8 protein-coding genes are annotated in these 14,580 nt (G+C 72.2%); 6 read left to right on the top strand and 2 right to left on the bottom strand.

The window, feature by feature from the left end; all coding sequences use genetic code 11:
• Positions 1 to 8 precede the first annotated feature (8 nt).
• Together WME82_RS22995 and WME82_RS22990 are read left to right on the top strand one after the other, a co-directional pair.
• The gene (locus WME82_RS22995) at positions 9 to 908 is read left to right on the top strand and encodes an STAS domain-containing protein (RefSeq protein ID WP_438044552.1); all 900 of its coding nucleotides are present in this window, start codon (positions 9 to 11) and stop codon (positions 906 to 908) included.
• 308 nt (positions 909 to 1,216) lie between these two features.
• On the top strand, positions 1,217 to 6,910 hold the full coding sequence (locus tag WME82_RS22990) for a sensor histidine kinase (RefSeq protein ID WP_438044551.1): 5,694 nt from the start codon (positions 1,217 to 1,219) through the stop codon (positions 6,908 to 6,910).
• Positions 6,911 to 6,963: 53 nt separating this feature from the next.
• On the opposite strand, the gene WME82_RS22985 is transcribed toward WME82_RS22990, so the two are convergent.
• Both WME82_RS22985 and WME82_RS22980 read right to left on the bottom strand, forming a co-directional pair.
• Positions 6,964 to 8,214, bottom strand: a complete 1,251-nt coding sequence (locus tag WME82_RS22985; RefSeq protein WP_437554912.1) for a zinc-dependent alcohol dehydrogenase — start codon at positions 8,212 to 8,214, stop codon at positions 6,964 to 6,966.
• A gap of 418 nt (positions 8,215 to 8,632) precedes the next feature.
• On the bottom strand, positions 8,633 to 9,397 hold the full coding sequence (locus WME82_RS22980; RefSeq protein ID WP_438044550.1) for a tetratricopeptide repeat protein: 765 nt from the start codon (positions 9,395 to 9,397) through the stop codon (positions 8,633 to 8,635).
• A 58-nt stretch (positions 9,398 to 9,455) separates the two neighbouring features.
• On the opposite strand from WME82_RS22980, the gene WME82_RS22975 reads away from it, so the two are divergent.
• The 4 genes from WME82_RS22975 to WME82_RS22960 all read left to right on the top strand — a co-directional run bounded on the left by WME82_RS22975 (position 9,456) and on the right by WME82_RS22960 (position 14,574).
• Positions 9,456 to 10,739 carry a glycoside hydrolase family 1 protein gene (locus WME82_RS22975; RefSeq protein ID WP_438044549.1) on the top strand — a complete coding sequence of 428 codons (1,284 nt, stop codon included), beginning with the start codon at positions 9,456 to 9,458 and terminating at the stop codon, positions 10,737 to 10,739.
• 26 nt (positions 10,740 to 10,765) lie between these two features.
• Positions 10,766 to 12,595: a radical SAM protein gene (locus WME82_RS22970; RefSeq protein ID WP_438044548.1), complete on the top strand. Its 1,830-nt coding sequence runs from the start codon at positions 10,766 to 10,768 to the stop codon at positions 12,593 to 12,595.
• Between the two features lie 59 nt (positions 12,596 to 12,654).
• Entirely contained in the window at positions 12,655 to 13,473 is an 819-nt protein-coding gene (locus WME82_RS22965) for a HugZ family protein (protein ID WP_438044547.1), read from the top strand.
• Positions 13,474 to 13,629: 156 nt separating this feature from the next.
• A complete protein-coding gene (locus WME82_RS22960; protein WP_438044546.1) occupies positions 13,630 to 14,574 on the top strand; it encodes a hypothetical protein in 945 nt (314 codons plus the stop codon).
• Positions 14,575 to 14,580: the final 6 nt, after the last annotated feature.

Below are 14,580 nucleotides of genomic sequence, written 5' to 3'. Positions count from 1 at the left end.
GCGCCGGCATGACCGAGCGCGACACGCAGCGGGAAGGCGCGGCGATCGAGGTCTTGCGGGGCGTGCTCGACGCGATCCGCGATGGCGTCCTCGTCTACAGCGGAACGGGCGATGTCGCGTTCGCGAACGCCCGGATCCGGGAGCTGCTCGGGGACGGCCTCGCCGGGCGGGAGGCGCTGGCGATGCGCGAGGGGGCGCTGGCGAGCGGGCACCCGCTCGAGCCGCTCGGGCGGGCGTGGCCCGACGTGCTCGGCGGCGCGCGCAAGCGGTTCACCTGCCGCGCCGCGCGCGAGGACGGCCGCGCGGTCGACCTCGAGGTGCTCGCGCGCAAGGTGAGCGCCGCGGGCGAGGAGCTGATCCTCGTCGAGCTGCGCGATGTGACGCGAGAGAAGCAGGCCGAGCGGGCGCTCCTCGAGAGCAAGCGGCAGGCCGAGGGCGCGGTCCTCGTGCGCACCGAGGAGCTGCGGAGGAAGATGCGCCTCGTCGAGGAGCAGGAGCGGGCGCTGCTCGAGCTCTCCACGCCGGTGATCCAGGTCTGGGAAGGCGTGCTCGTCCTGCCGCTCGTCGGCACCATCGACCACCGGCGATCGTCGCTCATCCTGGAGAGCCTGCTCGGCAGCGTCGTGGAGACCTCGTCGGACCGCGTGATCCTCGACGTGACGGGCGTGTCGGTCGCGGACGAGGTCGTCTCGGGCTACCTGCTCAAGGCCGTCCGGGCGGCGCGGCTGCTCGGCGCGGCGTGCTCGTTCGTGGGCATCTCGCCGGCCATGGCGCAGGCGCTCACGCGGCTCGGGCTCGACTGGTCGGGCGTGGAGACCTTCCGGGACCTGCGGGCGGGCCTGAGGGCCGCGATCGCCGTCCGGCAGCGTGCCCCGGCCGCAGCGCGACGCGCAGCGAAGCCCGCCTGATCGCCGCGGCAAGCGCTCGCGAAGGCAGCGGTCAGCATGGAGGTCCCTGCTCGTCGGGGCCCGCGACGTGCACCGCAGAACTGTCGGGCCTGACCCGTGGTCCCTATCGATAGAGGGGGTGCTGGGGTGACACGATCGTGGGAGGCCGTGGCAGAGAATGCGGTCCCCGGCGGGCGCCATGCGCTCACGCCGGTCGTGTGGCTGCGTCGCCTCGGCGAGGCGCGCGGACTCGAGCGCTCCGGCGCCGACGGCGGCCCCCAGGGGCCGCCAGGCCGCCGGGCGCCAGCGCTCCACGGAGTGCCTTTCCCATGGGGATGAGCGCAGCCTCCCCCTACACGATCGTCGAGACCCTCCACGAGGGCCTGAGGACCCGCCTGCTCCGAGCGGTCCGGAGCGCCGATGGCCGCTCGGTGATCTTGAAGATCATCGACCCGAGGCGCAGCCGCCCGCAGGACGTCGAGCACCTGAAGAACGAGTACGCGATCGGCAAGATGCTGAACCACGAGGCCATCGTGAAGCCGCTGGCCCTCGAGACGTACGAGGGGGTGCCGGCGCTCGTCCTGGAGGATTTCGGCGGCGAGTCGCTCGATCACTTCATCGGCGCGCCGATGCAAACCGAGCGGTTCCTCGACCTCGCGGTCCGCATCGTGGCCGGCGTGGCGGCGCTCCACGAGCGGGGCATCCTTCACAAGGATCTCAAACCGCAGAACATCCTCGTCAACGCGGCCACCGGCCAGGTCAAGCTCACCGACTTCGGCCTGGCGTCCTGCCTCTCCCGCGAGCAGGCGCCGGCGGGGCCTGCGCGGCTCATCGAGGGCTCCTTGCCGTACCTGTCCCCGGAGCAGACAGGGCGAATGAACCGGGCGATCGACAGCCGCGCCGATCTCTACGCCCTTGGCGTCACCTTCTACGAGATGCTCACCGGGCGCCTGCCCTTCGAGGCGCGGGATCCACCCGAGTGGGTGCACTGCCATGTCGCCCGCGCCCCGCATCCGCCCTCCGCGCACGTCCCGGAGCTGCCCGAGATCCTCTCCGCGATCGTCCTGAAGCTCCTCGCCAAGATGGCGGAGGATCGCTACCAGACCGCCAGCAGCCTCCAGCACGACCTGGAGCGGTGCCTGGTCGAGCTCCGGGCCACCGGCAAGCTCGAGCCGTTCCCCCTGGCGGCGCACGATGTCTCGGGCCGCTTCCAGATCCCTCAGAAGCTCTATGGTCGCGAGGACGAGGTCGTCGCGCTGCTCTCCGCCTTCGAGCGCGTGGTCGGCACGGGATCCCCCGAGACCGTCCTCGTCTCGGGCTATTCCGGGATCGGCAAGTCTGCGCTGGTGAGCGAGCTGCACAAGCCGATCGTCCGCGAGCGGGGATTCTTCATCTCGGGGAAGTTCGACCAGCGCAAGCGCGATATCCCGTACTCGACGATCGTCCAGGCCTTCCGGGAGCTGGTGCTCGAGCTCCTCGCCGAGAGCGAGGAGCGGCTCGCGGCCGTCCGGGATCGGCTGCGCGCCGCCCTCGGGATCAACGGACAGCTCATCGTGGACGTGATCCCGCAGGTCGAGCTCGTCATCGGGCGGCAACCGCCGGTCGCCGCGCTGCCGCTGGCCGAGGCGCAGAGCCGGTTCCGCGTCGTGTTCCGGCGTTTCATCGGGGTGTTCACCCGGAAGGCGCGCCCCCTCGCGCTCTTTCTCGACGATCTCCAGTGGGCCGATCCGGCGAGCCTCGGGCTCCTCGAGGATCTGATGACGGATCCCGAGACGCGCTGTCTGCTCGTCATCGGCGCGTACCGCGACAACGAGGTGACCCGTTCCCACCCGCTGATGCTGGCGCTCGATCAGATGCGGAAGGGGGGCGCGAGCGTCTCGGAGATCGTGCTCGGCCCGCTCTCTCGCGAGCACCTCAGGGAGCTCGTCAGCGACACGCTCCACTGCCGCCGCGAGGACGCCGCGCCGCTCTCGGACCTCGTCCACGAGAAGACGGCTGGCAATCCCTTCTTCGCGATCCAGTTTTTCATGGCGCTCCACGAGGAGCGCCTGATCGAGTTCGACGTCTACGCAGAGGTCTGGCGGTGGGACCTCACGAAGATCCGTGCCAAGGGCTTCACCGACAACGTGGTGGCCCTGATGGTCGGGAAGCTCATGCGGCTCCCTGCCAGCACCCAGGACGCATTGAAGCAGCTCGCTTGTCTGGGAAACACCGCCGAGATCGCGCCCCTGGCGATGGTTCATGGCCGCTCGGAGGGGGCGTTGCACGCGGTCCTCTGGGAGGCCGTCCGCGCAGGGCTCGTCCTCCGCACGGATGGCACGTACAGGTTTCTCCATGACCGCATCCAGGAGGCGGCCTATTCGCTCATCCCCGAGGGCGAGCGGGCGGCGATGCACCTCGAGATCGGCCGCCTGCTCTCGTCGCGGACGCCGCCCGAGGAGCTCGAGGAAAAGATCTTCGAGATCGTGAGCCAGCTCAACCGCGGCGCCGCGCTGATCACGGCGCGAGAGGAGCGCGAGCGTGTGGCCGAGCTCAACCTCGTCGCGGGCGAGCGCGCCAGGAGAGCCACGGCCTACGCCTCGGCGCTGAGCTATCTCACGGTCGGCGCCGAGCTCCTGGGCGGGGAGAGCTGGGACACGCGGTACGAGCTCGCCTTCGCGATCGAGCTCCACCTGGCCGAGTGCGAGATCGTCACCGGCGCCCCGGCGGCGGAGGAGCGGCTCTCCTCGCTCTGGCGCCGCGCGCGGGACCTCGTCGAGGCGGCCTCCGTCGCGCGCACGCGCGTCGAGCTCTTCACGACCCTCACCTGGAGCGACCGCGCCGTCGGGGCCTGCCTTGAATACCTCCGGCGCGTCGGCGTCTCGTGGTCGCCGCACCCGACGGACGAGGAGGTCCAGCGGGAATACGAGGGGGTATGGGAGCGGCTCGGGAGCCGCTCGATCGAGGAGCTCATCAACCTGCCCCCGATGACCGATCCGGTCTCGCGGGCGACCGTGGACGTCCTCACGTCGACCATAGCGCCAGCGCACTTCACCGATGCCAACCTGCTCGCCCTCATCCTGGGTCGCGCCGTGAACCTCAGCATCACGCAGGGCAACAGCGACGCCTCGTGCTGCGCCTACGCCTACCTCAGCACGTGCCTCGGCCCGCGCTTCGGCGACTACCAGGCGGCGTACCGCTTCGGCAAGCTGGGCTTCGATCTGGTGGAGAAGCACGGGCTGCTCCGCTTCAAGGCCCGCGTCTACTCGACCTTCGCGTTCATGGTCCTGCCCTGGACGAGGCACCTGCGCGCCAGCGTCGAGCTCATGCGACGCGCCCGCGACGCGGCGCAGGAGACCGGCGATCTCGCGTATGTTGCCTATGCCGGCAGCTCCCTGGTCTCGCTCCTGCTCTCGGACGGCGATGTGCTCGATGAAGTGCAGCGCGAGGCCAAGAGAGAGCTCGAGTTCGCGCGGAGGGCGAGGTTCGATCTCATCGTCGACCTCTTCACCGGAAACCGCCGGCTCATCCGGACACTCCGGGGCCTCTCGCCGGACTTCTCCACCTTCAACGACGCGGAGTTCGACGAGGGCCGGTTCGAGCAGCACGTCATGAGCGATCCCACCCTGACGGTCGCCGCCTGCTGGTACTGGATCCGCAAGCTGCAAGGGCGCTTCTTCGCGGGCGACTACGCGTCCGCCATCGAGGCGGCGTCGAAGGCAGCGCCGCTCCTCGGGTCGTCGGCGTCGTTCTTCGAGGCGGCGGAGTACCATTTCTACGGCGCGCTCGCGCGGGCAGCGCACCACGACGCGGCGACCGCCGACGAGCGGCCCCGGCACCTGGATGCCATCGTCGCCCACCACAAGCAGCTCGAGGTATGGGCGACGAACTGTCCCGAGAACTTCGGGAACCGCGCGGCGCTGGTCGCCGCCGAGATCGCGCGCATCGAAGGCCGGTATCTCGACGCCGAGCGCCTCTACGAAGAAGCCATCCGCTCGGCCCACGATGGCGGCTTCGTCCACAACGAGGCGGTCGCTTGCGAGGTCGCGTCTCGGTTCTACCGAGCGCGGGGGCTCGACAGGTTCGCCGACACCTACCTCGGCGACGCGCGGACCTGCTACGCCCGCTGGGGCGCTGACGGCAAGGTGGCGCAGATCGACAGGCAGAATCCGCGCCTCCGCGAGCCGAGGCCCACCCCGTTCACCGCCACCTTCGCGGCTCGGCCCGAGCAGTTCGACCTGCTCTCGGTGACCAAGGCCTCGCAGGCCATCTCGGGCGAGATCATCCTCGACAGGCTCCTGCGCACGCTGCTCGAGGTCGTGCTCGAGCAGGGCGGCGCGCAGAGGGCCTGCATCCTCCTGAGTCAGGACGGCAAGCTCTCGATCGAAGCGGAGGCCGCGCTCAAGGAAGGAGGGGCGGTGGTGAGCACCCTCGAGTCGGCGCCGGTGGATTCCTCGCAGCGCCTCCCCTCGTCGCTCGTCGACTACGTGTGGCGGACCGGGGAGCGCGTCATCCTGCACGACGCGGCCGCCGATGCGGGCACATTCTCCGGCGACGGCTACTTCGCGCGGAGTCGGCCCAAATCGCTCCTCTGCATGCCCATCCTGAGGCGGGCCGAGGTGGTGGGCATGCTCTTCCTCGAGAACAGCCTCCTCGCCGGCGCGTTCACGCGGGATCGGCTCACCGCGCTCTCGCTCCTCGCCTCGCAGGCGGCGATCTCCCTGGAGAACGCGCGGCTCCTCGCCAAGGAGCAGTCCGCGCGGACCGCCGCAGAGACGGCCGAGCGGCGCGCGGCCTTCCTGGCCGAGGCCGGGGCGATCCTCTCCGGATCGCTCGATTACGGGGAGACGCTGTCGCGGCTCGCGCGGCAGTCCGTGCGATCGTTCTGCGACTGGTGCATCATCGATGTCGTCGATGGTGGAGAGACCCGACCCGCGGCCTCGGCCCACAGAGATCCTGCGAAGCAGCCTTTGCTCGCCGAGCTACGACGGCGATACCCTCCTGGCCGGGATTCGCCCCACCCGGCGGCCCGCGCCGTCAGGGACTGTGAGCCGCTCCTGCTCCCCGAGATCTCGGACGAGGTCCTCCGGCGATACGCCGAGGACGACGGGCACGCGAGGCTCCTCCGCGAGCTCGGGACACAGAGCTCCATCACCGTGCCGCTCGTGACGCGGGGACAACCGCTCGGGGCGCTGAACGTCGTCTCGTGCGTGCCGGGGCGCCGCTACGGGGACGCCGATCTCGAGTTCGTGCAGGAAGTGGCGCGCCGGGCGGCGATGGCGATCGACAATTCGCGGCTCTACCGTGCTGCTCAGGAGGCCGTCCGGATGCGGGACGAGTTCCTGACCGTCGCGACGCACGAGCTCAACACGCCGATGACGTCGCTCACGCTCACGCTCGAGGCGATGGATCGGGCCATCCGGTCGGGTCGGATCTGGGACCCGCAGGCCATGGGCAGGCAGGTCGACCGCGCGCTGCGGCAGGGAGCGCGCCTGACCCGCCTGAACAGCGAGCTCCTCGATGTCTCGCAGATCGACGCGGCTCGGCTGAGGCTCAGCGTCGCCGAGGTCGACCTCAGGGAGGTCGCCCACGACGTGGTCGCGCGATTCAGGCACGATCTGGAGCGCGCCGGGTGCTCGGTCTCGCTCCGGGACGGCGGCCGGATCGTGGGCCGCTGGGATCGCTCTCGCGTCGATCAGATCGTGACGAACCTCCTCGCCAATGCGATCAAGTTCGGCGCGGGCAAGCCCATCGAGGTCGTCCTCGGCGAGGAGGCCGGGATCGCGTGGCTCTCGGTCAGGGATCACGGGATCGGCGTCGATCCGGCGCGCCAGGAGTGGATCTTCGAGCGCTTCGAGCGCGCCGTGTCCAACCGGCACTACGGCGGGCTGGGGCTCGGCCTGTACATCAGCCGCAGGATCGCGGAGGCGCACGGCGGCTCGATCCGCGTCCAGAGCGCGCCCGGCGCCGGCGCCACGTTCATCGTCGAGCTGCCGCGCGCCGGGCCGCCGCGCACCGTCGATCCGAGCGCTCTGCCGAGCTGAGCGCCGCTTTCAGGGGGGTGGGCGCTGCGTCGCCTCGAGCAGGCGGCGCAGCGCTATGCGACGGCGCGGTCCAGGTGGGCAGGCGCCCCCGCCCGCGACGGGCGGAGCTCGACCTTCACCCACCCGGCGTCTCGCCGATCGAAGGCCTTGTAGGCGTCGATCGCCGACTCCAGGGGCGCTTTCTTGGTGAGGATCGTGGTGGGATCCACCTGGCCGGTCTGCACGAGGTCCACGAGCTTCGGGATGTACTTCCTGTGATTGCAGTTGCCCATCTGGAGGGTGAGGTTCTTGTTCATGGCCTCTCCGATGGGGAACGTGCGCGACGTCTGCGGATAGACGCCGATGACCGCGATGGTCCCCGCCTTGGCCACGCACCGGACGGCCCACTGCAGCACCTGCGACGGCCCGTCGCCGGCGCGGAAGGCGTCGCCCGTGGTCCGCGCGTTGGGGGCGATCTGCTTGACCTCGAGGTCGAACGCCTTGGCCTGCTGCTTCGCCTCCTTGTGGGCGGGGCCTTCGTGCGGGCGCTCGGCGTCGACGCCCACGGCGTCGATCGCCCGGTCCACGCCGATGCCGCCGGTGAGGCGCAGGATGGCCTCGATCGGGTCCTCGGCGGAGAAGTCGACGGTCTCGGCGCCCTGCTCGCGCGCCATCTCGAGCCGGTCGGGCACGCGATCGACGGCGAGGATGCGCCCCGCGCCCATGAGCTTGGCGCTCGCGATCGTGAACAGGCCGACGGGGCCGCAGCCGAAGATCGCGACCGTGTCGCCGGGCTTGATCTCGGCGAGCTCGGCGCCGAAGTACGCCGTCGGGAAGATGTCGGAGAGCAGGATGGCCTGGTCGTCGCTGACGCCGTTCGGCAGCTTGACGAGGCCGACGCCCGCGAAGGGGATGCGCGCGAGCTCGGCCTGCAGCCCGTCGAACGGGCCCGACATGGCGGGGCCGCCGAAGAACGCCGTGCCCGCGTGCTTGCCGTTCGGGTTCGCGTTGTCGCACTGCGCGTAGTACGCGGCGCGACAGTACGAGCAGTAGCCGCACGCGATCGTCGAGGGCACGACGACGCGATCGCCCTTCTTCAGGTTCCGCACGTCGGCGCCGAGCTCCTCGACGACGCCGACCGCCTCGTGACCGAGGACCGTGCCCGGCACCATCCCCGGCATCGTGCCGCGGACGAAGTGGAGATCGGTCCCGCAGATGGCGCTCGCCGTGATCCGGAGGATCGCGTCGGTCGGCTCCTTGATCTTCGGCTCCTTGACGTCGTCCATCCGGATGTCGCCGACGCCGTGAAACACTACCGCCTTCATGGGTTCTCGCTTTCTCCCTCGGGGGCGGCGCGCCGGCCGGCCGAGAGGCACAGGCCGCCGCGCTCTGCAGAGATGGCCGAGGTCCTGGACGCCGCGTGTCCGTGCCGATCCCGTGCCAGCCTGCGCGTGCAACCGCGGCGCGGAGGGTGGAGCAACCGAGGTGCCAGCGGGACATCGCCGGGAGATCCGGCCCCGGCGCGCTGCTCGCATCCGCGGCGCGCTGCTCCTCGGGCGGCGGGGCGATCGTGACAATCTGCCCCGTCCGGGGCCGCCCGCCGCAGGGGAGCCCGGTTATCCGGGCTCTCCGGCCTGGATACAGGGCCTCAGCCGTAGGCGGCTCACCGGGCAGGAGGTCAAGCGAGCCGCGCCGCTGGTCGCGCCCGCGGCCCGATACGGCCGCCGGGCCGGCGTCGTGGCATCACCGCCCTTCGCGCCGCCGATCCGCCGCGCTCCCCCGCGCAGGCGCCGCGGCGTGCCGCGCGAGCGCGCGCCGGACCGGGCCGCGATCGGCGCCGCCGGCGCGCACGGGATCGGCCTCGCCGACCAGCACCGACAGCGCGCGCGCCTGCGTCGTCGCCGTGGCCGCGAGGGCGCGATCGCCGTTCCGCGCGGCGAGCGCCGAGAGCCGCCGCGCGACGCCGAGCGCGGCCGGCAGCGCGCCCGCCGCCACGTACGCGGCCGCGAGCTCCTGGAGCAGCCTGCCGTCGTCGCCGCGGAGCGCCGCCGCCGCTTCCAGGTCGGCGATCGCCTCCTCGCGCCGCCCCTCGCGCGACCGCAGCGCCGCCCGGGCGCGGTGGCCCTCGACGAAGCCGCTCACGTGGTCCAGCCCCACGGTGTACGCGCGCTCCGCCTCGCGCGGATCGCCCGCCCGCTCGTACAGCGCGCCCAGCCCGAGGTACGCCGGGCCGTAGGTCGCGTCGAAGCGGACCGCCTCCAGGTACCGCTGCAGCGCCACATCGGCCTCGCCGGCCGCGGCGCGGGCCTCGGCCTGGCGCGTCATCTCGGCGGCCTGGGCCGTCGCCCAGCCGACCCCGTCCGCCCCGGCCGGCGCGGCCCCGTGCAGCAGCGCCGCGGCGAGCGAGGCGGCGGCGAGGGCGCGCGCTCGCCGCCGCGCGCCCCCCGCATCTACGCACCGCGCCGCGCACACCGGGCCGAGCGTACCGGCGCCCGGCCCCTGGAGCAATTGGACGGCTGCTCCGGAAGGCAGCCGCCCGGCGCGAGTTCGCGTAGGATGCGCGCTCATGGGTGAGGATCTGCGCTTCCCGGACGGGTTCCTGTTCGGCACTGCCGCCTCCGCCACACAGGTCGAGGGGCACTGCGCGCAGAGCGACTGGGCCGCGTTCGCGCGCGAGCCGGGGCGCGTCCGCGGCGGCGACACGCCGGACGACGCGTGCGACCAGCTGCACCGCTTCCGCGAGGACGTCGCGCTCCAGGCGCGGCTCTGTATGGGGGCGCACCGGCTCTCCATCGAGTGGGCCCGCGTCGAGCGGGAGCCGGGCGAGTTCGATCCGGCCACGTGGGACCACTACCGGGACGTGCTCGGCGCGCACCGGGACGCCGGGATCACCCCGATGGTCACCGTCCATCACGTCACCCTGCCGCGCTGGGTCGCGCAGCGGGGCGGCCTGCTCTCGCAGGATCTGCCGGCGCTCCTCTCGCGCTTCGCCGAGCGCGCCGTCGAGGCGCTCGGCGACCTGTGCCAGCTCTGGGTCACCATCAACGAGCCCAACATGCTCGCCCTGCAGGCCCACCTGCTCGGCGTCTGGCCGCCGGCGCGGAGCTCGCCCGTCGAGGCGGTGCGCGCCCACCAGAACCTCTTCCGCGCCCACGCCGCCATGTACCGCGCCATGCACGAGGCCGCGGGCCGGCGCGGGCATTCCATCTCGGTCGGCGTCGCGCACCACCTGCGCGTCATCGAGCCGGAGCGGTTCGGGCGGCTCGCCGACCGCATGTGGGCGGCCCTCTTCGAGCGGCTGTTCAACGACGCGTTCGCGCGCGCCGTCTGCGACAGCGGCCTGCACGACTTCTTCGGCGTGAACTACTACAGCCGCGACCTGGTCCGCTTCTCGGCGGCGCACGCGCGCGCGGGGTTCCTCCGGCGGCTCGTCCCCGAGGGGGCGGAGGTCAGCGATCTCGGCTGGGAGATCTACCCGGAGGGGCTCGGCTACGTGCTCGACGCCTGGTGGCCCCGCGCCCGGGTCCCGATCTACATCACGGAGAACGGCATCGCCGACGCCGACGACGACCAGCGCCCGCGGTTCCTCGTGCGGCACCTCGCGGAGGTCGCGCGGGCCATCGAGCGCGGCGTCGACGTGCGCGGGTACATGCACTGGTCGCTGCTCGACGGCTTCGAGTGGGCCGAGGGGTACGCCCCGCGCTTCGGGCTGGTCGAGGTCGACCGCGTGACCCAGGAGCGCAGCCCGCGGCCGAGCGCCGAGCTCTACGCCCGGATCGCGCGCGCGCGCCGCATCGAGGCAGACGGCCCGGGCGGCGCGCGGAGCGAGCGCGGCGCCGCGCCCGCGTGACGGACGGCACCGGAAAGGCAGGATCGATGCGCATCGCGCTGCTCTACCCACCGCCCTGGAAGATCCCCGCGCCCGGGGAGGCGCCCGACACGAGCGGCGACGGCCCGCCGGCCGAGTACCGCGAGGGCGACCTCGACCCGGACTTCCACCAGACCCCGTACGGGCTCTTCTCGCTGGGCGCGCAGGCCCTCCGCGCGGGCCACCAGGTGAAGGTGCTGAACCTCTCGTCGTACCCGTTCTCGCAGGTCGAGCGGGTCGTGCGCGAGCTCGGCGCGGATGTGTTCGGCCTGTCGTGCTGGACCGCCAACCGGCGCGGCGTGGCGCTCACCGCCCGGTGCATCCGGCGGCTCCACCCCGGGGCGCACATCGTCGTCGGCGGGCCGCACGCGACCCCGCTCGCGGCCGAGATGCTGCGGCACCACCCCGAGATCGACACGGTGACGCTCGGCGAGAGCGAGCACTCGTTCCTCGAGCTCCTCGAGCGCCTCGAGGCCGGCCGGCCCGCGCTCGGCGTCGCCGGCACGGCGTACCGCGTCGACGGCCGGGTCGAGCTCGGCCCGCCCCGGCCCGCGATCGAGGAGCTCGACGCGCTCGCGTCGCCGCACGACCACTTCGCCACGCACATCGTGATGACCTCGCGCGGCTGCGCCTGGGCGTGCACGTTCTGCGGGGCCGAGGCGACCTGGGGCCGCGGCTTCCGGGGCCAGTCGGTGCCCTACGTGCTCGACTCCATCGAGGCCGCCGTGGCGAAGCTGCCGGTGAAGATGGTCCAGATCAAGGACGACACCTTCACGACGAACCGCAAGCGCGTCATCGAGATCTGCCGCGGCATCCGCGATCGGAAGATCTCTTTCCTGTGGAGCTGTGACACGCGCGTCGACGTGCTCGGCGAGGAGCTGCTCCGCGAGATGCGCCTCGCCGGCTGCCAGCGCCTGAGCCTCGGCGTCGAGTCGGGCTCGCCGTCCATCCTGAAGAACATCGACAAGAAGATCACGGTCAAGAAGATCATCGAGTCGACGGAGCTCGCGAAGAAGTACGGGATCCAGGTCCGCTACTACATGATGCTGGGCAACCGCGGCGAGACGGCGGAGACGTTCCGGGAGACGCTCGCGTTCCTGGAGGCGGCGAGGCCGCACCAGTACATCTTCTCGTGCCTGTCCATCTACCCCGGCACGCGCGACTTCGACGACGCGGAGGCGGCCGGCTGGCTTCAGCGCGACGTCTATTTCCGCGGCGACTTCCAGGAGCTCAAGACGCCGTTCGACGCCTCGGAGGAGGACACGGCGCTGATGAGCGCCTGGTTCGAGCGGAACAAGGGGCTGCGCGAGGTCTACCGCGAGGGGGTGGGGGAGCGCCTGGCGATCCTCGAGCTTCTCGGCGATCACCACGCGGCGCACCTGGAGCTCGGCGTCGCCTACCTCGACGCCGGGCAGCTCGACCTCGCGGAGCGGCACGCCGCGCGCGCGCTGGAGCTCGGCCATCCGCTGCCGGGGCTCGCGCTCAACGCGCTCGCGTGCGTCGCGGCGGGCCGGCGCGACTGGCAGGCGATGCAGGATCACTTCACGGCGGCCGCGAAGCGCGACCCGCAGCACGCGGTGCTCATCCGCAACGTGCAGGCGGCGCGCGCGTGGTTCGCGAAGGGCGGGCCGGGCAAGGGGCTCCCGCTCGATCTCGTCGCGCGCTGCGACTTCCAGCTCCTGGAGCGGACGGCGCAGCCGGCGCTCCCCGGGCCGCTCCCGGAGGACTTCGCCGTGTGGCCGCAGGCCGTGGCGCGGCCCGCGCCTGTGCTTCCGGCCGAGGCCGCCGGCCGCGACGCAGCGGCGCAGCGCGGGCGGCTCCGGGTGCTGCCGTCGTAGCGCCGGGCGGCGCGGCGCCCCGGTTCCTCCGGCCCTCCCGGCGTGCTACCCGCCCTTCCATGTCGACGAGCACAGACCACGGCCGCCCCGGCGCCGGCCCGGAGCCGGCGGCGGATCCACCTCTCCAGGGCGCGAAGGCGCCGAGCCACGCCGAGCGCTGCCGTACGCTGGCGCAGCGGGCCCGCGCCGCCACGCTGTGCACGCTCGCGCGGGATCCCGCCGGTTATCCGTACGGCTCACTCGTCGCCGTCACCGTGGACGCGCACGGGCGCCCGCTGCTGCTGCTCTCGGCGCTCGCCGAGCACACAGGCAACCTCAAGGTTCGCGCCGAGGCGTCGCTGCTCCTCGCCGAGCCCGCCGAGGGCCTGGCCGACCCGCTCGCGCTCGGCCGGATGACCCTGATCGGCCCGTGCCGCCCCCTCGAAGGCGCGGAGGCGGCCGCCGCCCGGACGAGCTTCCTCGCGACGCACCCGCGTGCGTCGTACTACGTGGATTTCACGGACTTTTCTTTCTACCGGCTCGACCCGGTGTCGATCCGCTACGTCGGCGGCTTCGGCCGCATGTCCTGGGTCGAGGCCGACGCGTACGCGGCCGCCGAGCCCGATCCGCTTGCCGCCGACGCCGCGGGCATCCTCGAGCACATGAACACCGATCACGCCGACGCCGTCCTCGCGTACGCGAAGGTCCTCGCCGGCATCAAGGACGCCACCGGCGCCACGATGACCTCGGTCGATCGTTACGGCTTCGAGCTGGATATCATCACGCCGGCGGGGCCGAAGGCGGCACGCCTCCCGTTCGACGCGCCCGTATCGAGGACGGACGAGGTGCGGAAGGCGATGGTGGCGCTGGTGCGCGAGGCCCGCGGCCGCACCGCCTAGCGGCGCGCCGCGCGGGCGCCCTCCTGCCGCCGCCGGCGCAGGTGAGGCCGCCGTCCGCCATGGCGGCGCCAGCCCCGAAGCGCGCTCCTCTCTGCCAACACGACGCTGATTCCGGCGCTCCGGCCCATGGCACGCGCTCTGCCGAGATCGCGCCGCATGGGAGACGCCGACATCACCTTGCGCCACATCGCCCGACGGTTTCCTGACGACCTGGCGTGCGTCTTTGTCCCCGAGCACAGGTCGGTCGAGGTCCTCGGCTGGATCGACACCCAGGTCACGAAGCTCGAGCGACGCCTCGACAAGGCGCTGCGCCTGCGCATCGGCGCCGAGCTGCGCGTGCTGCACGTCGAGTTCTGCTTCGCGTTGCGCGACGACGTGCCCGACCAGATGTTCGAGTACCTCGGCTTCCTCTTCTCCGCGCTCCGGCGCGAGGCTCCCGGAGCGCCGGTACCGCCGATCGAGAGCGTCGCCGTGGTCCTCTCGGGTCGCAGGCGGCGTTTGCCCGCGACAGGGAAGCGCCGTACGTCCTGGCGGGGGCGGCGGTTCAGCGGCACGCACTTTCGTGTCGACGCGGTCTACCAGCGCACGATGGCCGAGCTCCGGGCGCGAGGCAGCGTGTTCTGGCTCGTGTTCGCCCCGCTTACCAGGGACGCCACCGCCGCGGCGATGCGTGAGGTCGTCGCGGAGATCTCCGCGCGGGCGGCGACCGTCGAGGAACGGATCGAGCTATATACAGCGCTCCTGGTCATGGCCGCCATCGACCCATGGGGGCACAACTTGCGGAAGGAGCTCGTCATGCTGATGGAGGACAGGGAGACGGAGAAGAAGCTGCTCCGGACCATACCGATCATCGAAGAAATGCTCGCCGAGGCCGAACAGGAGGGCGCGCAGGAGGCCGCGCAGGCGGGGGCGCAGAAGGCCATCGCCGAGCTCCTCGGCCGCCTCTTCGCGCGGCGAGTCGGGCGCCAGCCGACCGCCGAGGAGGAGCGCTCGATCCTCGAGCGCGCAGAGGCCATCGGGCCGGGCGAGGTCGAGGACGCCCTGCTCGATCTCGACACCGATGCGCTGGTCCGCTGGCTCGCCGAGCCGATCCGCCGCTGACCCGAG

Origin of the sequence: Sorangium sp. So ce128 (assembly GCF_051525245.1) — a bacterium.
GTDB lineage: Bacteria > Myxococcota_A > Polyangia > Polyangiales > Polyangiaceae > Sorangium > Sorangium cellulosum_B.
The sequence above is the reverse complement of the archived record's forward strand: the minus strand, read 5'-3'. Positions and strand labels throughout refer to the sequence as shown.

Bases quoted from the DNA above. Each gene is read 5' to 3' on its own strand.
- WME82_RS22975 (WP_438044549.1), top strand. From the start codon at position 9,456: ATGGGTGAGGATCTGCGCTTCCCGGACGGGTTCCTGTTCGGCACTGCC.
- WME82_RS22965 (WP_438044547.1), top strand. From the start codon at position 12,655: ATGTCGACGAGCACAGACCACGGCCGCCCCGGCGCCGGCCCGGAGCCG.
- WME82_RS22995 (WP_438044552.1), top strand. From the start codon at position 9: ATGACCGAGCGCGACACGCAGCGGGAAGGCGCGGCGATCGAGGTCTTG.
- WME82_RS22970 (WP_438044548.1), top strand. From the start codon at position 10,766: ATGCGCATCGCGCTGCTCTACCCACCGCCCTGGAAGATCCCCGCGCCC.
- WME82_RS22985 (WP_437554912.1), bottom strand. From the start codon at position 8,214: ATGAAGGCGGTAGTGTTTCACGGCGTCGGCGACATCCGGATGGACGAC.
- WME82_RS22990 (WP_438044551.1), top strand. From the start codon at position 1,217: ATGGGGATGAGCGCAGCCTCCCCCTACACGATCGTCGAGACCCTCCAC.
- WME82_RS22960 (WP_438044546.1), top strand. From the start codon at position 13,630: ATGGGAGACGCCGACATCACCTTGCGCCACATCGCCCGACGGTTTCCT.